The organism is uncultured Parasphingorhabdus sp., assembly GCF_963975555.1.
Taxonomy (GTDB): Bacteria; Pseudomonadota; Alphaproteobacteria; order Sphingomonadales; family Sphingomonadaceae; genus Parasphingorhabdus.
Genome location: NZ_CAXBHH010000001.1, coordinates 768,189 through 792,968, shown reverse-complemented (window position 1 = coordinate 792,968; position 24,780 = coordinate 768,189). Strand labels below are relative to the sequence as shown.

The window sequence follows — 24,780 nt, the reverse complement described above, 5'->3', positions numbered from 1 at the left end:
TTCGGGTCCGAAAAAATAACATTCTATATCTGGGATCTCGCCGCCGGAACGACAAGGATTTCCGCACCCGGATTCAGCCGATCAATTTGTATGTTGAGAATTCCTGCGAAACATAGCCATGCCAGATAGGGCACCATGAGCCATGCAGCAGCCTTGCGGATTCGGCCGAAAACCAGCGTTGTACCCAATGCTGTAAGAAAGATGATTACGAGGAGCCAAAATGCGGCCGAGACCTGATGCATGCCGAAAAATAATGGTGACCAGCAAAGGTTGAGCGCAAACTGGATCAAGAACAGCACGATCGCGACACCGCGCATGGGAGCCCCCCGTGCATGGAGAATCATTGCAACGGCTGTACCCATCATTGCGTATAAAATCGTCCAAGCCACGCCGAACAGCCAGCCCGGTGGCTGCGCGTCCGGCTTTATCAGGGCGTTAAACCAACGGTTTTCTTCCCCGGATCCAGCGATCTGCCCCGAAAAGAAACCCAGCAGAACGATTAGCGGAACCGTAAACAATATCCACCGGAGCAAAGACATCCGCAGCTGACCTTTTGAAGCTATCTGATTCACAGGGGCAGCATCCTTGATCCAAAAATTACACGAATCGTCCGGAACGGTTTATCCCCGCCCCCCTGTGCTTTTAACAATCTATCGGCATTTGGCTAGCATTATGCCGTTGAAACCAAAGCATCAGCTATCCAGCCAACATTAGCGCTGCTCTTGGTATTTTTGAATTGATCGCCATCTTGACCGGACAAGAAACTCCGGAAAGCGCCGGGACAATCCAGTGATTGTTACAATTGGGACGGGCTGCTAAGCGCATTATTATGAACGATAAAACCAATTCCAGCGACATAGAAACCCCTCCCGCACCGCTCAAGAAGATCGGCAATCTGCGGATGGTATTCGAACGAGCCATTAATTATCCAAAACAGATAATCTTCGCCTTGATGGCTCTTTTTGTCTCCGCGATGGCAACGCTGGCGATACCGGCAGGCTTCAAAACCATCATCGATAAAGGGTTCATGGGCGGAAACGGAGATATCGCTCCTTATTTTCAGGGCCTTCTGGGAATAGTCGCGGTTCTCGCAGTGGCGACGGCATTCCGCTTTTATTTTGTCAGCTGGCTCGGCGAACGGGTCGTTGCCGATCTGCGGCTCGCCGTACAAGCCAATCTACTGCGGCTAGCTCCGGGCTTTTTTGAAGAAAACCGGCCATCGGAAATTGCCTCGCGGATGACCTCGGACACCGCTATTATCGAACAGGTTGTCGGAACCACAGTGTCTGTGGCTTTGCGCAATATCGTCATTGGAATCGGAGGGATCATTTATCTGTTCACCCTTGCCCCTGCGCTCACCGCAGGACTGCTGCTCGCCATACCGGTGATCATTTTACCGATTGTTTTTATCGGCAGGAAACTGACCAATGTATCGCGATCGAGCCAGGACCGGGTCGCCGACGTTGGCGCGATGATTTCCGAAGTATTGGGCGCAATGAAAATTGTTCAGGCTTTTGGACAGGAAAAACGCGAGCATGAACGGTTCAGCGGCGCGGTCGAATCGACTTTCGATACCGCAAAACGCCGGATCCGGTTGCGCGCGGCGATGACGGCCATTGTTATCGGCCTGATCTTTACCGGCATCGTCATGCTGATGTGGCGCGGCGCCATCGGCGTGGCAGACGGATCGATATCCGGTGGTACAATAGCGGCCTTCGTCCTCACGGGCGGTCTGGTCGCGGGCGCCTTTGGCGCTCTCACCGAGGTTTATGGCGACTTGTTGCGCGGCGCTGGCGCAGCGGGCCGGCTGGCGGAACTGCTATCCGAACAACCCGGCATTGCGGCTCCCGAAAATCCGATCGCCCTGCCCGTGCCATCGCGCGGCCAGATTGCGTTCGACAATGTTACATTTTCCTATCCCACCCGCCCCGACACTCAGGCGCTCGGCAATTTTTCACTGACCGTGTCGCCTGGCGAGACCGTCGCTGTGGTCGGTCCATCCGGCGCCGGCAAGTCGACGCTGTTTCAGCTGGCCCAACGCTTTTATGACCCCCAGAGCGGTTCCGTCCGTATCGATGGTGTCGCCCTGCCTTCGGCCGATCCATCAGAGATCCGTCAACGGATGGCACTCGTGCCTCAGGAAACCGTATTATTTGCCGCCTCCGCTCGCGATAACCTACGGTACGGAAAATGGGAGGCCACCGACGAAGAAATATGGGAAGCCGCGCGCGTCGCCAACGCGGAGAAATTCCTTCGTGCCTTGCCCGGGGGGCTGGATAGCTTCATGGGCGAAGCGGGAACGCGGTTGTCCGGCGGGCAACGCCAGCGCATCTCAATCGCACGCGCGTTGCTACGCAACACACCCATATTGCTGCTCGACGAAGCCACCTCGGCGCTCGATGCGGAAAGTGAGAAGCTGGTTCAGGACGCCCTGGATCATTTGATGAAAGACCGGACCACGATCGTCATCGCCCATCGCCTGGCGACCGTACGGTCGGCCGACCGCATCATCGTGATGGAAGAGGGCCGGATCGTCGAACAGGGCAACCATGACAGCCTGATCGCCAAAGACGGGCTCTACGCGCGACTGGCCGATTTACAGTTCAGCAGCGCCGAGACGAGCCGCCCCAATAGCGCGGCGTGACAGACACTCCCCTCATGCGGGCTTAGGCTCGACCGATGGAATAGGAAGTGACGGATAGCAGCGCCAAGGGTGCTTCCGCAAAATTCCTGACGGCACGTCAGTCCCTATTTCGAGATTGGCTGTGGGCTCCACAGACTGGTCGATGATCCCAGATTGATCGTTGGTGATTTTCGATTGAAGACTTCCTCTCCGCCGCGGGTGGCTCCTCAGGACACAAAAAAAGGGGCCGCGATAAGGTTATCGCGGCCCCTTTTTAAATTCTATTTGACCAAACTAGTTCGGTGCGCGGCTGGCTTTGTTAAAGTTGCCATATTGTTCGTTACCGACAAATCCGAATTTCGTCACGCCACTGTCCTTGATCACCGCCAGAGTGCGGTCGGTGGTCAGATAGGCGCTCAGTGGATCGGGCTGGAACTGCAGTTCTGGTTCCGGAACCATCGATTTCGTCTGAGCCAGATATTGTTTAACCTGATTCAGCGTCACCTGGGTGTCGTTCCAGAGTATCTGGTTGGTTGCCGTAATCCCGAGACGGTTTTTTACCGGATCGACAAAGTCTGGCGGTGGCGGACTATCATCCGCGACCGGCAGGTCGATCTTTACCGCGTGCGTTTGCACTGGAATTGTGATGATGAACATGATGAGAAGAACCAGCAAGACGTCGATGAGCGGCGTCGTGTTCATCTCCATCATTGGTTCGCCATCATCGCTTCCGCCACTCATAGCCATTCGTGCGTCTCCTTAACCTTCAATAACTCTAGTTGCCGGTCGAACTATTCGACAACGATCGGTGTGGAAATAAAGCCCACTTTTGCAAAACCGGCGCGTTGCATGGTGTAAATTGCGCCGCCGATGCATTTATATGGTGTGTTGATGTCACCGCGAATATGGACTTCCGGCATATCTTCCGGCGTCATATTTTCGACTCCGCCAAATGATTCAATCTGGTCTTCCAGTTGTTTCACAGCTTTGGTGACCAACTCGGTAGAATTCACCGGAGTGGTATTCCAGTAGACACGGCAATTACCGCCAGGAGTGGCTCCCGAATATTCAGCATCACCTGGATCCCGTCCTGCGGCATCAGTCGTCGTGATCGACAGCAGCACATTCTCGCGCTTCGTCGTTGTCACTTCAAACGGAAGTACCGGAAGCTCGAGTTCCACGGACTGGATGACCACAGGAACTGCGATCAGAAAAATGATCAGCAGGACCAGCATAACGTCCACAAGTGGGGTTGTATTAATGTCGGATAGAGGGGATTCCTCTCCGCTACCGCCCCCAACATTCATCGCCATAGGATTTTATCCTCTCAAAACTAAACCATCTGAAGGGAACGAAAGCTCCCTTTTCGTGCGTTGGCCAAGTTGCCAGCCCAATATGGCTGGCAACCCGACCTACGACTTATTTCTTTGCGGCAGGTGCAGCAGGTTTCGCAGCAGCTGCAGCAGCGCCCGGAGCGATTGGTTTAACGCCGCCGTCCGAAGCCATATAGCCCAGAACATCGTTGGAAAATGCAGCAAGCTGTTCAGCGATCCGCTTGTTGCGTCCCTGCAACCAGTTGTAAGCAAGAACAGCTGGAACAGCCACACCAAGACCAAGTGCGGTCATGATCAGTGCTTCACCAACCGGGCCAGCAACAGCATCAATCGATGCCTGACCAGCGATACCGATTTTGATCAGCGCGCGATAGATACCGATAACCGTACCGAACAGTCCGATAAACGGCGAAGTCGCACCAACAGTAGCCAACCATGGAAGGCCGGTTGCCAGTTTGGACTTGATCAGATCCTGCGACCGTTCGATCGATCCGTGCAGCCAGTCATGTGCTTCAACCGGGTCGGTCAATTTGGCATGATCTGAATCAGCTTTGATCGCATCGTCAACAATCTGGCGATAAGCGGAATTTTTGTCGAGCTTCGCAGCGCCTTCCTTGAGGGTCGCTGCACGCCAGAAAGACGAGCGCATGGCCTGACCCTGTTTCATGACCTTGTTCTGTTCGAACAATTTCGAAAACAGGATGTAGAAAGAAGAAACGGACATGATCGTCAGAATTGCAAGCACGGACCAGGCGATAACGCCGCCCTGTTGCATGGCTTCCCAGAAGCCAAAGGCGTTTTGTGGTGCTGTCGAACCAGCGGCCAAAATTTCAATCAACATTTTAATATTCCCCTCAGGATAAATTAATAGCAAAAAATCTGTGGAGGAAGGGCATCATATAATGCCCTCCCCAGTGTTCATTATTGAGGTATTTCCCAACGAACGGCGTTGGAATAATAGCCGGTTGTCGGATTACCGTTTGAGTCCAGAGCAGGTCTGAAACGCGCACGGCGAGTCAGGTTTTTACAAGCAGCCTGATCAAGATCACTATGGCCGCTAGAACCAGTGATCTGACAATCGCTTACCCTGCCGTCGGCGTTAACCGTAAGCCGGAAACGGGTTGTACCTTCACGTTCCTCGCGCAGAGCCCGCGAAGGATAGTCATTCGCATTTGCCCAACTGCCAGGATTACCACGAACCTCGGGATTCGCCCGTTGTGGCGGAGGAGGAGGTGGTGCAGGAGGTGGAGGAGGCGCTACCACTGGTGCAGGCCGTGGCGGCGCAGATGGAACCGACTGGATCACCGGCCTTGGTGCGACCACAGGCGCCACGATCGGCGGAGGCGATACCACAGGAGGCGGTTCAATCGGCTGATCAGGAGGCGGAGGCGGTTCATCCGGTTCTTCCGGCGGCTCTTCCTCTTGAATGTCGATCATGTCCAGTTGCGAGGCAACCTTCGTGACGGCTTTATAGGCTAGTCCGGTGACTAGCGCATAGCCAAGTAATAGATGGATGACCACGACAAGAAAAATTGATATAATCTTGTTCGAACTCATCTCTTGGTCAGCATAAGCCATTCAGAAATGTAACTCCTTTTTCCCCATCAAGGCCGACGCTTCATCACTGAAGCCTTAGTCAAAGATCATGAGGCTTGAAAAAACCGTCGCGACCTCTGTTATCCCGTATGACAGCTTTTCGTTCACTTGGAAGCTGTCTTAAATTTGTTTTAACGCGGTAGTTCCAAGCAGGCAATCGCTTTGTTGGTTCAGCGCTGATTAAGCTGTTAAAGACCTACAACAGGGGTTAAATGCAGCTCCTCAAATCCTGTTCCAGAGAAAATCATGCGCCCCTTTATGATACTCGCCGTTACACTGTTTTTTGCCCAATTTGCGTTGGTTCCGGCTTTTTCGCAAGCCCCGGACCAGACTGATCCGTTGCAATATGCCGACCTCGCCGACCTCAGTGCGGATGCGCCGATAATTGTACACGCAACGGTCAAAGAAGCGATAAAAGTGGCCCCTGAACGGGCCCCAAATGCACCTCCGGGAACGCAGCGTTTTTATATTATCGCATCAACGCAGGCCCTGATTCGTGGTCAGGGAGGGGTCGGCGAAACGATTCGCTATATAATTGATCTTCCCCTTGATGGCCGCGGCCGGGCTCCGAAAATCAAGAAGAAACCGTTCATTATCTTTGCCCGTCGTTCCGCGAGCGGAGGTGACAATGTACAACTTGTAGCCAAGGACGCACAAATTGCCTGGACCCCCGACCGTGAACAGCGTGTCCGTTCGCTGGTCCGCGAATTGCTCGCTCGCGACGCACCGCCAGCCATTTCGCGTATCGGCAGCGCTTTTCATGTGCCCGGTACGATCATAGGCGAAGGCGAAACGCAGATATTCATGGAAACCGCGACGGGATCACCGATTTCCATCACGGTGCTGAAACGGGAAGGCCAGCAAAAATTCTGGGCCGTGTCGCTCGGCGAAATTGTTGACGAAGCCGCGCGCGCGCCGGTCAGGAACGGCCTGCTCTGGTATCGCCTGGCCTGTTTTCTCCCCCGTCAATTGCCCTCCAGTGCACTGGGCGGTGACGCAGGCGCAAATGCACAGCAGGCGCGTAGCGATTATCAAATGGTTCTCCGCGATCTCGGCAACTGCCCGAGATCACGTCAGCCCTGATACGGCAGAACTAGTACTGGCATTCGTCATAGGTGACGCTAATAAGGCGCCAACAATCTCACCTAAAACGAAAAGAGGCCAATCATCATGACTGCTCCGCTTCGCATAGCGCTCGCTGGACTGGGCACCGTCGGAACCGGAGTCATCCGGCTCATCGAAGAGAATGGTGAGATGATTACGCAACGGGCCGGCCGGCCGATTGTCGTAACCGCTGTTTCCGCCCGCGACCGGAACCGGGATCGCGGCATCGATCTCACCGCATATCCATGGTTCGATCAGCCCGAAGAGCTGGCATCGTGTGACGATGTAGACTGCGTCGTGGAAATGATCGGCGGCTCCGAAGGCACGGCACTGGATCTGGCACGCAAAAGCCTGGCGTCCGGCAAGTCTTTTGTCACTGCGAATAAAGCAATGATCGCCCATCACGGAATGGAGTTGGCCAAGGCGGCTGAAACCGGAAATCTCTCGCTGAGATATGAAGCCGCTGTTGCAGGCGGGATTCCTGTCATTAAGGGGCTTCGCGACGGCGCTTCGGCCAACCGGATCGAGCGGGTTTACGGCATTCTTAATGGCACCTGTAACTATATTCTCACCGCGATGGAAAAACACGGACATGCCTTTGACGATGTGCTGAAGGAAGCACAGGAGATCGGCTATGCCGAAGCCGATCCGAGTTTTGACATTGATGGCGTCGATGCAGCCCACAAACTGGCTATTTTGGCCGCACTGTCCTTTGGCAAGGCGCTCGACTTCGAAGGCGTGGAAATCGACGGGATCCGTCACATCATGGCGGCGGATATCGGTCAGGCCAAGGCATTGGGCTATCGCATCCGCCTGCTCGGCATGGCCCGGCTCGATGACGGAAAATTATTCCAGCGGGTCAATCCTTATCTGGTGCCGGAAAACCATCCTCTGGCCCATATCGACGGATCGACCAATGCAGTGGTTGCCGAAGGCAATTTTTCCGGCCGCCTGATGTTTCAGGGTGCTGGCGCGGGCGAAGGACCAACGGCCTCGGCCGTTGTCGCCGATCTGATCGACATTGCCCGTGGCGATGCCGGCACCGTATTTGCCGCGCCAGCCAGTGCAATGGAACCATGCGAGCGCGCCGAGAGTGGCAACCGGATCGGCAAAAGCTACATCCGCTTCATCGTCGCTGACAAGCCGGGTGTTCTGGCTGAAATTACCGCAGCGATGCGCGATGCCAACGTGTCGATCGAGAGTCTGATCCAGACCGAGAAAGCCGCTGAAGGATCGGTGCTGATTTCCATGGTCACCCATGACAGTCGCGAACGGAATGTCTCGCTGGGCCTCGCTGCCCTGTCGAGCTCGACCAGCTTGAAGGCCGCTCCGGTGGTGATGCATTTGCTGAGCGATCAGGACTGATCAATCTCCGGTTAGAACACCGTCCCGAAATTGTTGTTGATAATCGTTGGTCGGGACATCGGCATTTTCTACCCCGACGATCTTTTGTAGCCCGTCCAGAATACCGCCGCTTTTGCCGTTGCCAACAACCGATTTCAGCCTTTCGGTGGAGCAGTTGCTATCCTGGAACGAAACTCCGCAGCTTCCGGAAGCCACGCGGGACGAATTCGCCGCGGGGATTTCTCCCCGTTGCGGCCCGCCATTTCGATTTGGTCCGGCTAGGTCAGGAAACGGCAGCCGCTGCTCTCGATCAATTTCCGGGGTGCCGCAGACCACAATCTCATCGTTGGTCCGGTGCAGAAGACAGCCATCAGCATCAACGGCTACCAATTGCCGGGCATGTTCTACCAGATGTCGCGTTCTGTCCTCCGGTGACACTGCCTGCGCCATCGCGCTGGACGGGATCAGAAAAAGGATCAGGAAAACCGGTCTCGACATTGTAATATCGCTCCCCTATCGAGAGTTCAAAATTACCCCTATAGAAGGACTACTCCACAATATGCCCGAAGCAAGCCAAATATTGGACCGCGTACTTGTCATGGAAATGGTACGCGTTACCGAAGCGGCGGCCATATCGGCAGCCAACCTGATCGGTCGCGGCGATGAAAAAGCTGCTGATGCCGCAGCTGTGGAAGCGATGCGCGCGGCGCTGAACGAGTTGGACATTTGTGGCACCGTGGTTATCGGAGAAGGCGAACGCGACGAGGCCCCGATGCTTTTTATCGGCGAAAAAGTCGGACGCGGATGCGAAGGTGAAGCTCCGGCCATTGATATTGCGCTCGATCCGCTCGAAGGCACAACCATCACCGCCAAGGCAGGCGCCAATGCATTGGCCGTTCTGGCGATCGCGGAAAAGGGCAATCTGCTGAACGCGCCGGATGTCTATATGGACAAACTGGCAGTCGGGCCTGGCTATTCACCCAATATTATCGATCTCGACAAATCGGTGACTGAAAATGTCGAAGCCGTTGCCAAGGAAAAGGGTGTCGAACCCTCGGAAATCATCGTCTGCGTTCTTGACCGGCCGCGGCATGACAAGATTATCGCAGAATTGCGCGGTATCGGCTGCGGAATCATGCTGATTCCCGACGGCGATGTCGCCGGCGTGATTGCAACGTCCGACGAAGACACGACCGTTGATATGTATATGGGTAGCGGCGGAGCGCCCGAAGGCGTGCTCGCGGCAGCTGCACTGCGCTGTGTAGGCGGACAGTTCAAGGGACGGCTGTTGTTCCGCAACGATGATGAACGCCAGCGCGCCTATAAATGGGGCATTGAAGATCTCGACAAAATCTACGACCTGAAGGAACTGGCCAAGGGCGACGTGATCTTCGCCGCGACAGGCGTTACCCACGGCTCCTTGCTCGAAGGCGTGAAGAAATTGCGCGGCGGCAAGATGACCACCGAAAGCGTTGTCATGCGCGCTTCGTCCGGCACCGTACGCTGGGTGAAGAGCGAGCATCGCAAGACCTGAACATGGCAATGGCAGGCCGTCAGATATTGAAGAATATTGCGTCGAGGGCCCGCTGGACGATTTTAACGCTGCCATGGTTGATGGCCGGTTGTGTGACACCGGTGGAATATGGTGAAATACCGCATTCCGCCTATGTCGCAGCCGACCGGTGCAATCCGACCGCAAATGACAAGATCGATGGCAGCGACAAGCCTTTTTTCTTCGTCACGAGCCGGCTGCCGAACTGCCTGACCGAGAACATCAGCCTGCTCAATCATCGCGGAGACAAGGTCCGTTATGGCCGTTTCGCCGCACCGCGGGATGTGGAACGGGAACCGGGCAAAACGACCCGTACCATTCCGCTGGCCTTCTCCGATTCTCAGCTCTGGTGGAAAGAAGTTTCCAGCGAAATGAAAGCTGCGGACGGAAGGGTTCTGCTCTATGTCCATGGCTATCGGGAGACATTCTTCTCCAGCTCGCGAGATACCGACCAGATTAAACGGCTGGCAAACTTCCAGGGGCCGGCGATACAATATAGCTGGCCCTCGCAGGGCGCCCTGCTGAAATATCCGGTCGATGAAACCAATATGTATTGGGACGAACGCAATTTTCGCAAATTCCTGATGCAACTGGCGCAGCTGGAAACGACGAAAGAAATCGTACTCATTTCCCATTCGCTCGGCGCGCGGCTTGTTTTGCCATCGCTGGAATATGTCGACCGCAATGTGCCAAATAGCGATTCCAGCGTTATTTCGAACATCATTCTCGTTTCACCGGATGTGGATACGCAGGACTTCGAACGCGACATTGCCGAAGAGATATTGTCGGACCGGCGAGTCCGGAACGACCGCAGGATAACAGTCTACGCTTCCCTGCATGACCGGGCTTTATCGCTGTCCGACAATTATCACGGCTATCCTCGCCTGGGCTATCCGAGATGTTTTGATCCATTTGTAGCTGCCGATCTCAAGGCCAGAAATCTGCCCGAGCGATGCTATGCAAAGTATCCAAAATATGTGGAGGCTATCGACAAAACGGCGCTGACCATAATCGATAGCACTGCTATCAGCCGCGGGACGTCAGGCCACAGCAACTATCTGCTGAGTGCGCCCGTTTGCAAGGATTTTGCGGCAGTGGTAAACGGCGAGAGAGCACCGAAGGGCCGTCAGGCAACGCATCTTGCGCATGTCTTCACTCTGGCACCGCCACCGAAAGACGCGAAGCCGGACCATTTGGCGATTTGCCGCCGGACAGAATGACGACGAGCGGTTCCGATCGACTGGCGAAATTACTGGGTGAGGTTCGCGCCTGCACCATTTGCTCTGGCTTGCCTCTCGGCCCCAAACCGCTGCTGCAAGCGGACAGCGCAGCGCAGATTTTGCTCGTCAGCCAAGCTCCGGGCAGCAAGACCCACGAGAAAGGCCGTCCCTTCGATGATATCAGCGGCAAGCGGCTGCGCGACTGGCTCGGCGTCACCGAGGATCAATTTTACGATCCACGCCTCTTCGCCATCATCCCGATGGGCTTCTGTTTCCCCGGTACCGGCAAGGGTGGCGATATGCCGCCGCGCCCGGAATGTGCGCCGGCATGGCGCAAACCCCTGCTGCAGGCGTTGCCTAACATAAAGCTGACACTGGTACTCGGCCAATATGCCATGAACTGGCATCTCGGAGAGCGGAAATCCAAAACCCTCACGGAAACCGTGGAACGCTGGCAGGAATTCTGGCCCGAGCTCCTCCCCCTTCCCCACCCCAGCCCGCGCAATATCCGCTGGTTCAAGGCCAATCCATGGTTCGAGACGGATGTGATCCCGGTCCTTCGGGATCGCGTAAGGGAACTGACCTAGAAGACCCCCATGGCTAAACCCGCCGATAGCGTGGCCCCGATCTCCGAACATATTGCCAGATCGGTCGGTCCAATCGTCTTTTGCGCGAGTATCTCTTCCTCGGTCTGCGCATGGGTGCAGATTATCAGGCTATCGATGACTTTCTTGAGCCGCCAGCCCGTTGCGATCCGCTCCACTTGTTTCTTGGCATTCTCGCCGTCCGATCCGGCACAGATCATCGCGGCATAGGGGCGTCCTTCGATTTTTCCGAGCAAGGGATAATAGCAGCGGTCGAAAAAGGCCTTCATCACCCCGGCTATCGCCGCAAGATTTTCCGGCGTCGCGAATATATAGCCGTCGGCGGACAGCATATCTTCCGGCTGGCAGTCTTCCGCACGAACGACGCATATTTCAGTACCATCCTCGCCCTGCCCGGCCGTTGCTGCAGCCTCGACCATCTGGGCGGTACCGCCGGTATAGCTGTAATAGACGATCAGAAGCTTTTTCATCATCACCCCCTAGCAAGCAACAGACCGATTGTCAGCGCCTCGGCTTTCACGCATAGCACCGGCCATGAATACAGTATTGAATGTAGAAAACTCCCTGTCCGGCCAAAGCTGGCGCTGGCGCAGTACCAGCGCCGACGCGCGCGATCCCGGATTCCAGCCGGATGATCTGGTCACCCAATTGTTGCTGGCACGCGGCGCCAGCCGCGAAACGCTCGAGGTCAACCGCGACCCGACGATCCGCGGTTTCATGCCCGATCCCTCGGTTTTTCAGGATATGGATGTGGCGGCAGACCGTCTTGCCCTTGCCATCAAGAATCAGGAAAAGGTCACGATATTCGGCGACTATGACGTCGATGGCGCTACCAGCGCGGCCTTGCTGATCCGCTTACTGAGAGACCTCGGGCTGGAAGCGGGCTATTATATCCCCGATCGTTTGATGGAAGGCTATGGCCCGTCCGGCGAGGCTCTGGTCAAGCTCGGAGAACAAGGCAGCAATCTGGTCGTCACGGTCGATTGCGGGGCAATGGCCTTTGAAGCGCTCGACATGGCTCATCAGACCGGTGTCGAGGTGATTGTGGTCGACCATCATAAATGTGCGGTCGAGCTGCCCAAGGCGCTCGCATTGGTCAATCCGAACCGGCTGGACGAAAGCGATGCTGGCGCCGAACATGGCCATCTCGCGGCCGTCGGCATGGCGTTCCTGCTTGGCGCTGCGCTCGTCAGGACGCTTCGCCAGCAAGGATTTTTCAAAGATCGTGCGGAACCCAAATTGCTCGAACTGCTGGATATCGTTGCCCTTGGCACGGTTGCCGATGTCGCGCAGTTGCGCGGCCTCAACCGCGCCTTTGTCGCGCAGGGCATCAAGGTACTCGCAGGGCGCCAGAATATCGGCCTGTCGGCACTGATCGACGCCAGCCGGCTCAAACGCGCTCCGATCTGTTCGGACCTCGGCTTTGCGCTCGGCCCCCGGATCAATGCCGGTGGACGGGTCGGAAAATCCGATCTCGGCGTACGACTGCTGATCACGCAAGATTCCGAAGAAGCGCAGGCCATCGCCGCCGAACTCGACCATCTCAATCAGGAACGCCGCGCGATCGAGGCCCATGTGCTAGAGGAAGCGGACGCCATGTGTTCCTCTCAGCAAAATCAGGCTGTAGCGGTACTCTCCGCCAAAGGCTGGCATCCTGGCGTCATCGGGATTGTCGCTGGCCGGATCAAGGAAAAGCTGAACCGTCCGGCAATCATCATCGCGCTGGACGAAGACGGGATCGGCAAAGGCTCTGGCCGTTCGATTTCCGGCATTGATCTGGGCGCGGCGATCATTGCCGCCAAGGACAGCGGACTGCTGATCGCTGGCGGCGGTCATGCAATGGCCGCAGGCATCACCATCCAAGCGGAAAAAGTCGACGCCTTCTCCGAGTTTCTCAACGACCGGCTCGCCGACAGCGTCGGCAAGGCGCAGGATGGCAAGGCTCTGCTGCTCGACGCGGTGCTGTCGCCCAAGGGCGTCAATCCGACGATGGTCGAAGCGATGGACGGAGCCGGTCCCTATGGCATGGGCTGGCCGGCGCCGCGCATCGCCACCGGTCCGGTGCGAATCATCAAATGCGATATTGTCGGAACCGACCATGTCCGGATGATCGTCGCCGGCGACGACGGCGCATCGATCAAGACGATTGCGTTTCGCGCTGCGGAAAGCGATCTCGGCCAAGCGCTGCTCCACGCTCCCCGCGGCCGGAAATTGTGGATAGCAGGCCGCGCCAAGATCGATGACTGGGGCAGCCGCCCGTCGGCGGAAATCCATCTGGAAGATGCCGCTTGGGCCGATTGAGGGGGGCCAGAAACATGTCGGTACAGGACCATTATGGTGCTCCCCGCCGATATGTTGGCGCCTCGCAAGACGGCAAGTCGCATGTCTTTCTCACTCGATCAGGAAATAGGCCGTAAAAACCGGCGGAAAGAGGGTTGACCAAAGCCGAGCACCCCCCTAATGGCCGTGGCTCGCTGACCAGCAATTGGTATGGCCCCTTCGTCTAAGGGTTAGGACGCGGCCCTTTCACGGCTGAAATACGGGTTCGAATCCCGTAGGGGTCACCATTTTCCATCATAGCTAAATATCACAAACAGGCCTTGCGGCCCTCAAGCATCGCGCTTGCGCAACTGAGAAGCCGCGCGTCCGATATGGAAGCTGGTTGGGCGGCCTTCTCCCTTTCCGGAGCGCTTGCGCTTATATGATATCAGCCATCGGGATCATCGGCGCCGAGCGGATGGTTGTGATAGAATTCCACCTGCATTTTCATCGGGCCGACAAGATTGACGAAATGCGGCGATTGCGGGGGAATTGGTGCGGGATTATCGACCGTTACCATATGCCGTGACGGCGGATCGATAAATACCAGTTCCACCTCGCCTTCCAGCACGCGCAACAAGCCCCAGGTACCATCTTTGGTACTATGTTTGTTACGCAGGGAATCCGGCAGACTAATCTCGTCGAATATCGGTGACGCACCATAAGGAGCGACCGTCCTGGACGCGCCGGCCATCAGACGAGTGCCCGGATAACGGCGAACGCGCAGCCGAAAGCAGCCACCAATATCGGGACCGTCAGAATCTGGGCATTTGCGGCGCCATTGGTCATCCAGCCGGTTTGTGTTTCTAGCCCGCCGGACCGGTCACTTGGCGGCAAGGCCTTACGTTGGGCCACAGTGACATTGTTCAGGACTGCTGCGGTACCAAAATACATCACGGCATAGGCAATGCTGACCACCAGCGCGAATATGGCTGCCGTGCCGTGACCGGTGGCAATGAAAAGCGCAGCAAAAAAGACAGCATAAGAAGTGAACATCGTGATCCAGACCGAACCGGGCAGTTCAAAGGTACGAATCTCGTGCGATGGCGCGTTATAGCCCTCCGGCATATTTTCCATCTCTGCCATGATCTCGGCGGTAATAGCCTGTCCGCCTTCCATCTGGAAATCCATCAACATGATCACTTCTCCTTTCGGTTGGAAATTGAGTCCAGACCGCCGCGCTGGACCTTGATACCGGTGAGCAGGCTTTCGGCGATCCGTTCGGCGGCCTGACGAAAGACCTGCGCGGCGGCTTCATTGGGTGCAATATCGTCGAGAGTCTGGTTCCAGAGCACCAGCCACCGGTCGAAATGCATATTGTCGAGGCCACCGACGGCGATATGCTTGAGCATGGGATTGCCGCGAAAACGACCAGATTCCAGCGTTACGGAAGCCCAGAAGTCCTTCATCCGTGCGAGATGCGGCGTCCAGTCGACAACATGGGCCATGAAGATCGGACCGAGCAACTCATCGCTGCGAATGGAACCGTAAAACGTCTCGACCAGATTGGAAATCAGCGCATCGTCAATGCCAAGCGCATTGGCTTGTGCGGTCTTTTTCGCTCTGGCCCGTTCGGCATAGCTGGCTTCGGTCATGATCTCGACTCGGATAAGGTGTATTTCATATGCACTGTTTATACCGCTTGGCAATTAATATCAATATATGATATGCATGTTTTATGAGATTATCTGTTCACACCGATTATGCGCTCCGCACATTGATGTATCTGGCTGCCAATGACGGCCATCATTCGATCACCGAAATAGCCCAGCAATATGGCATCTCGAAAAACCATTTGATGAAGGTTGCCCAGCGACTGGTGGCGGAAGGTTTTGTCGACAGCGTCCGCGGGCGCAGTGGCGGATTGTTGCTCAACCAGCCCGCCAACACCATCAATGTCGGCAAGGTCGTCCGCACGTTCGAAGATTACGGTACTTTTGTCGAATGTTTCGACAAAGGTGGCAATGGCTGTGTTGTCACCCCGGTTTGCGGCCTCCGCCATGTGCTCGCAGACGGCGTTGAAGCCTTTCTGCAGCATCTCGACGGGTTCACCGTGGCCGATCTGGTTGGCGACAAAGTCAGGTTTCAAAGTGCGTGGAACTAGTCGTCCAGCGCCGCATACAGGCCGATCTGGCCACATAGATCATCAGGACCGCCGGGTAACAATCGGCACAGCGCATTAACCCGTCCCGCCAATCGGGAAAGCCCGAAGCGGCCAGCATAGAAAATCCGTGCATGTAGCTTTCCGGATTCTCCGCTATGTCGTCGGGATGAAATTACCGATGCCCGATAAAATGCCGCCTATGGTCGATCGACTCTCCCCGGATGGTTCCCGTAGCTATTTCTCCTTCTTTATCGGCATTGCGGTTTTTATCGCCGGAACTTTGGCTACCTATGTGGCCCAGAATGCGGACCGGCCGGTCAGTGCGGCGCTGATCTATGTATCCGCCGTGACGATCATCGGCGCAGTCAACGGCCTACGCGGCGGCTTGCTGGCGGGCATTGGCGCTTCCTTCTTCTATAATTTTTTCTTCAGCGAACCATTGCTGGATTTTGGTGTCACCACCTCCGATGAATATATCCCGCTGCTGGCGTTTAATCTGAGCGCCCTTTTGTCGGGCGCGCTGGCGGGACGGATCAATGACCGGGCCCGCGCGGCAGAGATTGCGCAGCAGAAAATCAACCTGCTCCTAGATATCAGCAATCAGCTTCAAACCGCCGTCCATCTCGAAGATATCGACCGGGCGATCGTCCAGACGGGGATATTTGATTCCGCCAGTGCTTTCGAAATATATGCGCTCGGCGACGATGAATGGATAGCGGTTGCAGGAAAACAACGCTGGCTGGCCGAAGCGCAGCAAGCCATCGGCCCAGAAGACTTACAGAATCTCAAGGATGGGAAAATCGCCTATCAGCTGTCATCGCCGCAGCGCCCTGTCGGGGTATTGATCTGTACCGAGAACGCGCAAAACTCGAAGAAACTGAGCAAGATTGATTTCGCTGCAGTGTTGAACCTGCTGAGCATGGCAATCGACCGGTTTGTTCTGCTGCACCAGAAAGCGGAAGCGGAAGCCATGCGCCGGTCCGAAGAGTTCAAGACCGCGCTGCTTTCATCCATATCGCATGACATGCGCACCCCGCTTGCGGCAATCTCCGCGTCGGCATCCAGCCTCGCGTCTTATGGCGAGAAACTGACCGAAGCGTCCCGCAAGGACATGCTGACGATCATTCAGGACCAGTGCGAACGCTTGAACCGCTATACGACCAACCTGCTCAATCTGGGGCGACTGCAAGCCGGGATATCGCCCGACCAGCTGGAAAGTCTGGATTTGCTGGAAATGCTGGGTTCCGCCGTTAACACCGTGAAGCTCCATCACAGCGGGCGGGAAATCATCATATCCCTGCCCTTTGATTCGTGCACGGTGCGCGCCAATCCGGTCATGCTGGAACAATTATTTTATAATATTCTGGAAAATGCGGTCCAATATAGTCCGGAAACCGCGCCGGTTTTGATCACCGGACACAAACAGGCCGGGCGGGTCGAAATTGCCATATCCGACCAGGGATGCGGCATCCCGGCTTCCGAGTTGACCAGAGTATTTGACCGCTTTTACCGTTCGGCCGAAAATGTGCGCAAGGAAGGCCATGGCCTGGGCCTTTCGATCGCTTCCGGATTTGCGCAAGCCTTCGGAGGCGATATCGCCGCGCATAGCCCGCTGGAAATGGGCAAGGGGACAAAAATAGTCGTGAAGCTGCCGGTATCCCCCTCCCCCTCAGAAAGTATCGGCCAATGAACGCGAAAATATTATTGGTCGATGACGAGACCGCTCTCATCCGTTCGCTGCAACCGGTGCTAGTCGCACAGGGCTATAGCGTCGATTCAGCCGGAACAGCCGCAGAAGCCCTGAAAAAGGCAAAAGACACGGTGTTTGATATCATCCTGCTCGACCTCGGCTTGCCCGATGCCGATGGCAAGGAAATCATCTCGAAATTGCTGAGCATGAACGCCTTGTCGATTCTCATCCTGTCGGCCCGCCATCAGGAAGCGGAAAAGGTCGCCGCGCTGGATCAGGGTGCGGATGATTTCATCAACAAGCCGTTTAATATCGAAGAATTATTGGCGCGCATCAGGGCTGCTGTGCGGCGAAGGAAAAACGAGGCGGTCAAAAGCCAGCAGTTCCAGTCCGGTCCATTGTCTATAGACTTTCACAAAAGGAAGGTCGTATTGATGGACGAAGAGATCAAATTTTCGCCCAAGGAATTCGATCTGCTGGAAACACTGGCGCGGCATGCCGGACAGGTTGTGACCCATCGCCAGCTTCTGCTCGCCGGATGGAATGACCCCACGGTCGATACCCAATATTTGCGGAGCTATATGGCGCTTATCCGCCAGAAACTGGAGTTTGATTCATCGCAGCCGGAATATCTGCTGACCGAGCCGGGCGTTGGCTATCGACTGGATATTGAATCGGAACATTGAAAAGTGGATGACGCGGGCTTTGTCGGGGCGACGGGTGCCCGCGTCATCTCAGGGTGGGGGACCCTGGTTCATCTTCTTGTCCCTGAAGTGGACGCGCCCTTTTTACCGCAATCAGGTCCGGGTTGTTACAATGGATTTTATATGGGGATTTTATATGGGGATTTTATATGGGGATCTTATATGGCGGATTTTATATGGCCGTTCACTGACGGGCGCATATGAAATCCGTGGTAATCGCTTTGGGGAAAAGGACCTATGAAACGGGCGTAACATTCAAAAGGTTGTGCCATGTCCAATTCATCAGTTTCACTCAAACTATTATCGACAACATTGTTGATTGCGGCCTTGTCTCTGTCGGCTTGCAGCAAGAAGGCGCCAGAAGGTCTGCCGCCCGCACCAGGGGACAACATGGACTATAACAATTCGTCCAGCGGTCCGATCAAGGGCAGCCAGGAAGATTTTGTTGCCAATGTTGCAGCAGACAGAATATTCTTCGAAACCGACCGGAGCAATGTCGACAGCGAAGATCAGCAGATATTGCGCAGTCAGGCCGCCTGGCTCGTCGCCAATCCGAGCGTCCGTATCCGGATCGAAGGCCATTGCGACGAGCGCGGCACCCGCGAATATAACCTGGCCCTCGGCGAACGCCGGGCCAATGCCGCGAAAAACTATCTTTCAACGCTGGGCGTCGAATTATCGAGAATATCGGTCGTCAGCTTCGGCAAGGAACGCCCCGACGCCTTGGGCTCGGATGAACAAACATGGGGCCTGAACCGCCGCGCCGTAACGGTGACGGTCCGCTAGATATCGATCTGGCGACACTCCGGCCTAAGCAGGTTCAATCATGATCCACCGACGATGATGTTGGTGGGTCATGAGGACCGGGACTGTTGCTAGCGAGGACGGTCAAGATGATAGCGCTCACCGGCGATCACGCCCTTTAAAAGTTCAGGCTGGAGATCACGATCACTGTCCGTAGCGTGCAAAACGGACACATCGCCGGTAGTTTCTGCAACCACCGCCAACACTTGCGAAAAATTCAGGGCATTGGCCTCGCGCAATTTTCCCCACAGGTCGCTTTCGGTCATCTTCGCCTTTTTCAATTGATCATGCTGGATTTCACCACCGATCATAATCAGCCGCGGTCTGTTATCGGACAGCAATTGCAGGCCGGGAAACCGGCTTCTGAGCACCGCCATCCCGATCTGAAGTCCGAACAGAATAACGAGCGCAGCGACGCCATTGGCAATCGGCGGGTCTTTGGAAAGAATGACAGAGCCCAACACCGATCCGATGGCAACAGTGACGGCAAAATCAAAACCACTCATTTTGGAAAAGCTGCGGACGCCTGCCAGCCGGGTGAGCACGATCACAGCGACATACATACACAGGGCGGACAGAGCGATCAGCGCGACCTGCGCCCATCCTGTGCTGGTCCAGTCCGACAGCATGTCAGCAGCCCCGGGTCCGATCAGTTGATCAAGCAACTTCCTTTTTCTCCACCGGTTTACGATCGTCGAAAATCTTGGCGAGTTCTTTCGCGCGCTCGGCACTCAGGTCCTTCCTGGCGGCAGCAAAGATCTCGTCTTCTTCCTCGTCCATATGATGTTCCAGCCGCTCCTTCAGGGTCTTGAACCGCGTCAGCCAGCCGCTACTGTCGAATTCCATGTCGACCAGATCCTCGAAATAATCCTCCGCTTCCTTATGCTCGGCGACCGAATGGCGGCCCTTGTCCTGCAGATCGGGCCTGCTCAGCATCTCGGCATATAGGGATTGTTCTTCGGCATTGGCATGGGCTGAAACGTCGATCCTCAGCTGTTTAAAAGCCTCGCGCCGTTCCTTGCTGTCGCCGCTTGTTGCCGCCACCCTGTCGAGCATCTCGCGATGACGGTCGTGATCCTGTTTGAGACGGGTAAAAATGTCGGTCATACTATCTCCATCGGCTATATTCTCCTGAATAGACGCACGAACCGCAGATGGGTTGCGTCTTTCCCCATCACGCAATCAGCAGCAAAGTCCGAGAGAGTGGCTTTGCCCGCCGAAAACTGAACGCAGAAGCGGTGACAGGCCGGTCGTGTGCGGACGTGTGAGATAGACGAAAAAAAACCACCGCTCAGGGAACCAATAGCTTCACAACATGTTATTAGCTTTGAATGAGCGACAATCCCTTACTCGGGCTTGCCTTCATTCCTCAAAAACCGGCTGGGAAATTTGCCGTTTCGTAATCCCCCCCGTTTTCCGGACGGACAAGTTTCCCAGCCACCATTCCAAAGCTCACAATTCAAACGCCTGTCAGCTTGCGCAGCCGACGGACAACTAAACTCGATCAGGAAAACTCGATCTGGCAAAAAAATAGCCAGGACATATTGCCTGGCCATTCTCTTTTATTGAACGTGATAAATTATTGTTCGGAAGGCATCTTCACGTCCACGTCGGGCACGTCCACAGTGACTTCTTCCGTACCGACTTCAACATCGGCGGTATCCACGTCGATCTCGGGAAGCTTGCCGGAATCACCGGAAACATCGACATCCACAGAAGGCATTTCGCCTTCTTCCGTAACCTTGGCTTCACAGCCAGCGAGCGTCAGGCCAGCAGCCATTGCTGCTACAATTGCTATTTTTTTCATCACGAACTCCCTTCATTGGTTCAATATATGTAACGCGCGCATCCGGCTGGGAGTTCCATCACGCCGGAAAATTAATTGCGACCGAGACGCATCCGAAAGGCATCGAGATGAAAATAGGACGGATCAAACTGGCTGATATCGGCGAGGCGGGCTGCGTCTGTAAACTGGATCCAGCCATTGTCCCGCTCGATGAGTCCGTCACGCTCCAGCTGCCGGAGCACCCGGTTGGTATGGATCGGGGTCAAGCCAAGCGCATCGGCGAGGACGGTTTGCGTTAACGGCACGCGAAACCCGTCACCGGTGCCCTCGCCAGCGATTTGCACGCGCCTGTGCAACTCGAGAAGAAAATGTCCGATTCTTTCTCGCGCAGTCTGCTGTCCGTTTCGGACAATCTGCTCGCGCAGGAAGGCTTCTTCCTGAACCTGCATCCACCAGAAAGCGAGAGTGAGTTTCCCGGACTCGGTGAGCAGGCGGCGAAATACCGAAGGCTTGACCGCCAATGCGGTCAGGTTCGTGACGGTTTTTACCGAATGGTCGGCCTCGGCAGCGACCAGAACCTGCAGATCGAACATGTCTCCGGGCAAGAGCACGTTCAGAACCTGACGCCTGCCATCCTCCAGCGACTTGTAACGGATAGCCCAGCCTTCCTTGACGATCAGAACGCTGTCCATTTCCTGACCGGCGTCGACAATTTCGGTGTTTTTCGCGAAATGCTGCTCGCGTCCGTCCAGCTGCTCGATCACTTGCTGATCAGTAGCGTCAAGGTCAGCATAGAAAGATATCCGCCGCAGCAGGGCCTTTTGCGCCACTAACGAACCCGATCTTCAGGAACAGGGAACACGACGGTGCAAAGCAGTCCGTCTGCCGTCCAGTCTCGATTGATTTCCCCGCGCAAGTTGCGCGTGATGCTGTGATCAATGAGCGAAGAACCAAAGCCGGAACCCGCTGGCGCTATTTCTGCGCTGGGTCCGCCGCGTTCCGTCCAGGTCAGATTGACGATGTCCTGACCATCCTCTTCTTGGATGGCCCATTCGATCTTCACCAGTCCTTTTCCGGTGGTCAGGGCTCCATATTTGACGGCATTGGTGGCCAATTCGTTGAGAACCAGCGAAATCGATACCATCGCATTTTCCGATAGGGAAAAATCGGGACCGGACCAGCGCACCCTAGGGTAGGTCTGGCAAAGATCCCTGACCAGCGCCGCAAAGGAGCCGGTCACGAAATTGGTGTCGAGCAGGATTTGCTGAGCCCGGTTGAGGGCGCTCAACCGGCTCTTGATCCGTTCGATATAGTCGTCAATCGATGTCGCCGAATTTTTTGTCAGGGACATGATCGATTGCAACGTCGCGAACAGGTTGCGCAAACGATGATGCAGTTCCCGCGTATGGAGGCGTAACTGTTCCTGCTGGTCAACGGAATGGGTGATGTCCTTGTTGATACCTGTCAGCGTCGGACGCCCGTTGGATTCAAGATAATCACCATAGCCTTCCACCCAGCGAATTTCGCCGGAGGGCAATATGATACGAAAACGCGTTTCAAATTTCTCACCCGGAGCGACCGCCAGACTCATGGCTTGCCGCACGGATTCCTGATCGTCGGGATGGACACGGGCCAATGCACTTTCCACTTCCGTGATAGCTTCGCCGGCATCCTCTCCCCAAATTTTCATATAGGCGCCGCCCCAGTCGATCAGTCCGGTTTCAAGATCTATCCGGAAACTGCCCACGTCGCTGAGCGCCAGAGTAAGATCAAGATTGGACCGGGCAATAGCCGCATTTTTTTGCGCTCGTTCCCGCAAAATAATCTCGCGGCGCAACTCCATTTCACTCATCACAATATCGGCCATGCTGCGGAGCTGGTTGAGCTGGTTCTTCGCTGTTCGAAATCGCGGAACGGTATCAGCGATGCAGAGCGCACCCAAAACCAGCCCGCTGGGGGCAATCAACGGCGCACCGGCATAGAAACGAATAGCGGAATCGCCACTGACCAAGGGGTTGTCGGCGAATTGCGGTTCTTTCTCGGCATCCTCGATGACAACCGGCTCGCGGCCTTCAATCAGCTCTTTGCCTAAGGAAAGACGTCGGTCGATGTCCACGGGAGGCAGGCCGACCACGGATTTGAACCATTCTCTATTATCATCAAAAAACGTGATGGATGCGATCGGTGCCGCGAAAATATCCGCTACCAACCGCGTGATACGGTCAAAAGCCTCTTCTGGCGCGCTATCCATGATTTGATAGCTGCCCAAAGTCTCCAACCGTTCGGTTTCAATCGATGGATGTAGCTCGCGGCTGATACGGTTACCCGCACTCATATCTGATCCTTTCATCCATGCCCCCGCAAGGGATCGACTTATCAATGCTTAACTCGCGATCTTGTTGCATGCTTGTGGAGAATCAAAGAAGCGAACCATGTCTCGCTAACACAACAGTCGGGCCGGCACGAACATAATTCACAGCAGGCTTTTGCAAGGCTACAGATGATCGCGAAACAACATAGGAAATCCGAAGCCATAGAAAAGGCGAGGGAATTTTCGCCCCTCGCCGGTTTTGCCTGCTATCCTGAATGATTAGCGACGAGCCATTAAAGCTCCGATTACCAAACCGATTCCCGCAGTGGCGGCGATGCTCACAATCGGATTTTCCTTGAAAGTGACGCGGGCTTTTTCACGGCCCTTAGTCCCGGCATCCATCGCGTTTTCACGGGCAGCCTTCAACTTGGTTTTCGCGTTGGCGCGCAATTCTGATGCATTGGCCTGTGCGTCAGTCTTGACGGATTTGGTCAATGTCGCCAGATCTTCCTTCAGGGTCTGCAAATCAGATTTCACCGCACCCATTTCCTCTGAATAATTGCCTGTCATTTCATTTTCTCCAATTTCTATCTACTGCAGAGTCTACGAGCGCCGAGCCATTTGGTTCCGGTTCCGGTCAGAAATCGGTCCGGTCGGCCATCGCCATAATTCTATTTTTTTTGTGGAACTCTTTTTATTATCGTACGTTAGAGAGATTACCATGGAGATACATATATATGTCGCTAGCTGAAATTCTGAGACCGCATTTGCCTTATCTGCGGCGCTACGGGCGCGCTTTGACTGGCAGTCAAAAAAGCGGTGATACCTTTGTCAAAGCAACGCTTGAGGCGATCATTGCCGATCCTGAATCGGTACCAAACGATGACAATGTCCGTGTTCAACTCTATCGGGTGTTTTCCCGTATTTGGGAGAGCGCACATGTAAGGCTGACCGAAGATCCGGATGACAACACCGCGCAAAGCCGGTTGAATGCCATTCCGCCTATCAGCCGGCAAGTGCTGCTACTAACCGCGCTCGAAGGCTTCTCGATCGAAGAAGTTGCAAAAATTGCGGATGTTGGTGAAAATTCCATCAATGGATTGCTGGAAGACGCTATCGCCGACATCGACAAGGAAATCCGGTCGGACGTGCTCATAATCGAGGATGAGGCGCTGATCTCGATGGAATTGCAGCAGATTGTTTCCGGTCTTGGTCACCGCGTTTGCGGCACTGCGACAACCCACAAGGGTGCGATGGAAGCTGTAGCAAAAGCGAAACCGAGTCTGGTGCTCGCCGACATCCAGCTAGCCGACGGCAGCTCGGGAATCGATGCCGTGAAAGAAATATTGGAACAGATATCGGTTCCGGTTATTTTTATAACCGCATTTCCCGAACGCCTGCTCACCGGTGAACGGCCTGAACCGACATTCCTCATCACCAAACCGTTTCAGCCCAATGCAATCCGTGCGGCAATCAGTCAGGCATTATTCTTTTCGACTGCTGCACAACCCGCATAAGGAGAATCATGGCCCTGATTGATCCCGACGACGCGCGGCAGGGCAGTTCGCGGAAGATGAACCGCAAAACCCTGGCATGGTCGATCCCGCTCGCGGTGATCGGCCTCGCCATGGTGATATTCTTTTTTAAATTATAGGTGAATGAAGAAATGAAGAATTGTCAGTAA

29 protein-coding genes and 1 tRNA gene are annotated in these 24,780 nt (G+C 55.3%); 14 read left to right on the top strand and 16 right to left on the bottom strand.

What is annotated here, in order from left to right:
• Positions 1-23 precede the first annotated feature (23 nt).
• The gene (locus AAC060_RS03945) at positions 24-572 is read right to left on the bottom strand and encodes a TspO/MBR family protein (protein WP_339823093.1); all 549 of its coding nucleotides are present in this window, start codon (positions 570-572) and stop codon (positions 24-26) included.
• A gap of 257 nt (positions 573-829) precedes the next feature.
• On the opposite strand from AAC060_RS03945, the gene AAC060_RS03940 reads away from it, so the two are divergent.
• A complete protein-coding gene (locus tag AAC060_RS03940) occupies positions 830-2,644 on the top strand; it encodes an ABC transporter transmembrane domain-containing protein (RefSeq protein WP_339823091.1) in 1,815 nt (604 codons plus the stop codon).
• A gap of 273 nt (positions 2,645-2,917) precedes the next feature.
• Here AAC060_RS03940 and AAC060_RS03935 read toward each other — a convergent pair whose 3' ends face one another.
• The 4 genes from AAC060_RS03935 to AAC060_RS03920 form a co-directional block, all read right to left on the bottom strand.
• Positions 2,918-3,370: a biopolymer transporter ExbD gene (locus tag AAC060_RS03935; protein ID WP_339823089.1), complete on the bottom strand. Its 453-nt coding sequence runs from the start codon at positions 3,368-3,370 to the stop codon at positions 2,918-2,920.
• Between the two features lie 44 nt (positions 3,371-3,414).
• Entirely contained in the window at positions 3,415-3,936 is a 522-nt protein-coding gene (locus AAC060_RS03930; RefSeq protein WP_339823087.1) for a biopolymer transporter ExbD, read from the bottom strand.
• Between the two features lie 106 nt (positions 3,937-4,042).
• Positions 4,043-4,798 carry a MotA/TolQ/ExbB proton channel family protein gene (locus AAC060_RS03925; RefSeq protein ID WP_339823085.1) on the bottom strand — a complete coding sequence of 252 codons (756 nt, stop codon included), beginning with the start codon at positions 4,796-4,798 and terminating at the stop codon, positions 4,043-4,045.
• An 80-nt stretch (positions 4,799-4,878) separates the two neighbouring features.
• The gene (locus AAC060_RS03920; protein ID WP_339823083.1) at positions 4,879-5,535 is read right to left on the bottom strand and encodes an energy transducer TonB; all 657 of its coding nucleotides are present in this window, start codon (positions 5,533-5,535) and stop codon (positions 4,879-4,881) included.
• 264 nt (positions 5,536-5,799) lie between these two features.
• Between AAC060_RS03920 and AAC060_RS03915 the strand changes: the two genes are divergently transcribed.
• Positions 5,800-6,636, top strand: a complete 837-nt coding sequence (locus tag AAC060_RS03915) for a hypothetical protein (protein ID WP_339823080.1) — start codon at positions 5,800-5,802, stop codon at positions 6,634-6,636.
• An 87-nt stretch (positions 6,637-6,723) separates the two neighbouring features.
• Positions 6,724-8,022: a homoserine dehydrogenase gene (locus tag AAC060_RS03910; RefSeq protein WP_339823078.1), complete on the top strand. Its 1,299-nt coding sequence runs from the start codon at positions 6,724-6,726 to the stop codon at positions 8,020-8,022.
• On the opposite strand, the gene AAC060_RS03905 is transcribed toward AAC060_RS03910, so the two are convergent.
• Positions 8,023-8,499 carry a hypothetical protein gene (locus AAC060_RS03905; RefSeq protein ID WP_339823076.1) on the bottom strand — a complete coding sequence of 159 codons (477 nt, stop codon included), beginning with the start codon at positions 8,497-8,499 and terminating at the stop codon, positions 8,023-8,025.
• A gap of 61 nt (positions 8,500-8,560) precedes the next feature.
• Between AAC060_RS03905 and glpX the strand changes: the two genes are divergently transcribed.
• Genes glpX through AAC060_RS03890 form a run of 3 tightly spaced genes read left to right on the top strand, consistent with a single transcriptional unit; the run spans position 8,561 to position 11,360 of the window.
• The gene (glpX, locus tag AAC060_RS03900) at positions 8,561-9,535 is read left to right on the top strand and encodes a class II fructose-bisphosphatase (protein ID WP_339823074.1); all 975 of its coding nucleotides are present in this window, start codon (positions 8,561-8,563) and stop codon (positions 9,533-9,535) included.
• Positions 9,536-9,537: 2 nt separating this feature from the next.
• Positions 9,538-10,773: an alpha/beta hydrolase gene (locus AAC060_RS03895; RefSeq protein WP_339823072.1), complete on the top strand. Its 1,236-nt coding sequence runs from the start codon at positions 9,538-9,540 to the stop codon at positions 10,771-10,773.
• Entirely contained in the window at positions 10,770-11,360 is a 591-nt protein-coding gene (locus tag AAC060_RS03890) for a uracil-DNA glycosylase family protein (protein ID WP_339823070.1), read from the top strand. Before AAC060_RS03895 ends, AAC060_RS03890 begins: the two co-directional genes overlap by 4 nt.
• Here the strand turns inward: AAC060_RS03890 and AAC060_RS03885 are convergent.
• Entirely contained in the window at positions 11,357-11,851 is a 495-nt protein-coding gene (locus tag AAC060_RS03885; protein ID WP_339823068.1) for an NAD(P)H-dependent oxidoreductase, read from the bottom strand. The genes AAC060_RS03890 and AAC060_RS03885 overlap by 4 nt on opposite strands.
• A 61-nt stretch (positions 11,852-11,912) precedes the next feature.
• Here AAC060_RS03885 and recJ point away from each other — a divergent pair, with 61 nt between their 5' ends.
• Positions 11,913-13,679, top strand: coding sequence for a single-stranded-DNA-specific exonuclease RecJ (gene recJ / locus AAC060_RS03880; RefSeq protein ID WP_339823066.1), 1,767 nt, complete (start codon positions 11,913-11,915; stop codon positions 13,677-13,679).
• 191 nt (positions 13,680-13,870) lie between these two features.
• Positions 13,871-13,945, top strand: a tRNA-Glu gene (locus AAC060_RS03875).
• Positions 13,946-14,085: 140 nt separating this feature from the next.
• Here AAC060_RS03875 and AAC060_RS03870 read toward each other — a convergent pair.
• From AAC060_RS03870 to AAC060_RS03860, 3 genes are read right to left on the bottom strand one after another with little or no spacing between them, the layout of a single operon-like run.
• Positions 14,086-14,391, bottom strand: a complete 306-nt coding sequence (locus tag AAC060_RS03870; RefSeq protein ID WP_339823064.1) for a DUF1971 domain-containing protein — start codon at positions 14,389-14,391, stop codon at positions 14,086-14,088.
• Positions 14,391-14,834, bottom strand: a complete 444-nt coding sequence (locus tag AAC060_RS03865; RefSeq protein ID WP_339823062.1) for a hypothetical protein — start codon at positions 14,832-14,834, stop codon at positions 14,391-14,393. The genes AAC060_RS03870 and AAC060_RS03865 overlap by 1 nt, the downstream gene beginning before the upstream one ends.
• A 2-nt stretch (positions 14,835-14,836) precedes the next feature.
• The gene (locus AAC060_RS03860; protein WP_339823060.1) at positions 14,837-15,292 is read right to left on the bottom strand and encodes a group III truncated hemoglobin; all 456 of its coding nucleotides are present in this window, start codon (positions 15,290-15,292) and stop codon (positions 14,837-14,839) included.
• A gap of 83 nt (positions 15,293-15,375) precedes the next feature.
• Here AAC060_RS03860 and AAC060_RS03855 point away from each other — a divergent pair, with 83 nt between their 5' ends.
• From AAC060_RS03855 to pal, 4 genes are all read left to right on the top strand, one after another.
• Positions 15,376-15,801, top strand: coding sequence for an Rrf2 family transcriptional regulator (locus AAC060_RS03855; protein WP_339823058.1), 426 nt, complete (start codon positions 15,376-15,378; stop codon positions 15,799-15,801).
• 127 nt (positions 15,802-15,928) lie between these two features.
• Entirely contained in the window at positions 15,929-17,491 is a 1,563-nt protein-coding gene (locus AAC060_RS03850; RefSeq protein ID WP_339823056.1) for an ATP-binding protein, read from the top strand.
• A complete protein-coding gene (locus AAC060_RS03845; RefSeq protein WP_339823054.1) occupies positions 17,488-18,177 on the top strand; it encodes a response regulator transcription factor in 690 nt (229 codons plus the stop codon). The genes AAC060_RS03850 and AAC060_RS03845 overlap by 4 nt, the downstream gene beginning before the upstream one ends.
• Before the next feature lie 288 nt (positions 18,178-18,465).
• Positions 18,466-18,981 carry a peptidoglycan-associated lipoprotein Pal gene (gene pal, locus AAC060_RS03840; protein WP_339823052.1) on the top strand — a complete coding sequence of 172 codons (516 nt, stop codon included), beginning with the start codon at positions 18,466-18,468 and terminating at the stop codon, positions 18,979-18,981.
• Positions 18,982-19,070: 89 nt separating this feature from the next.
• Here the strand turns inward: pal and AAC060_RS03835 are convergent, their stop codons facing one another.
• The 6 genes from AAC060_RS03835 to AAC060_RS03810 form a co-directional block, all read right to left on the bottom strand.
• Positions 19,071-19,664 (bottom strand): YetF domain-containing protein, encoded by a 594-nt coding sequence (locus AAC060_RS03835; RefSeq protein ID WP_339823050.1) that lies wholly within the window; start codon positions 19,662-19,664, stop codon positions 19,071-19,073.
• A complete protein-coding gene (locus AAC060_RS03830) occupies positions 19,657-20,106 on the bottom strand; it encodes a hemerythrin domain-containing protein (protein ID WP_339823048.1) in 450 nt (149 codons plus the stop codon). Before AAC060_RS03830 ends, AAC060_RS03835 begins: the two co-directional genes overlap by 8 nt.
• 472 nt (positions 20,107-20,578) lie before the next feature.
• Positions 20,579-20,806, bottom strand: a complete 228-nt coding sequence (locus AAC060_RS03825; RefSeq protein WP_339823046.1) for a hypothetical protein — start codon at positions 20,804-20,806, stop codon at positions 20,579-20,581.
• A 71-nt stretch (positions 20,807-20,877) separates the two neighbouring features.
• Complete coding sequence (locus AAC060_RS03820) at positions 20,878-21,615, bottom strand: Crp/Fnr family transcriptional regulator (protein ID WP_339823044.1); 738 nt, start codon at positions 21,613-21,615, stop codon at positions 20,878-20,880.
• Positions 21,615-23,120 (bottom strand): HWE histidine kinase domain-containing protein, encoded by a 1,506-nt coding sequence (locus AAC060_RS03815; protein WP_339823042.1) that lies wholly within the window; start codon positions 23,118-23,120, stop codon positions 21,615-21,617. The genes AAC060_RS03820 and AAC060_RS03815 overlap by 1 nt, the downstream gene beginning before the upstream one ends.
• A 255-nt stretch (positions 23,121-23,375) precedes the next feature.
• Entirely contained in the window at positions 23,376-23,666 is a 291-nt protein-coding gene (locus tag AAC060_RS03810; protein WP_339823040.1) for a DUF883 family protein, read from the bottom strand.
• Positions 23,667-23,833: 167 nt separating this feature from the next.
• On the opposite strand from AAC060_RS03810, the gene AAC060_RS03805 reads away from it, so the two are divergent.
• Together AAC060_RS03805 and AAC060_RS03800 are read left to right on the top strand one after the other, a co-directional pair.
• Positions 23,834-24,613 (top strand): response regulator, encoded by a 780-nt coding sequence (locus tag AAC060_RS03805; RefSeq protein WP_339823038.1) that lies wholly within the window; start codon positions 23,834-23,836, stop codon positions 24,611-24,613.
• Between the two features lie 8 nt (positions 24,614-24,621).
• A complete protein-coding gene (locus AAC060_RS03800) occupies positions 24,622-24,750 on the top strand; it encodes a hypothetical protein (protein WP_339823036.1) in 129 nt (42 codons plus the stop codon).
• The last annotated feature ends 30 nt before the right edge of the window (positions 24,751-24,780 follow it).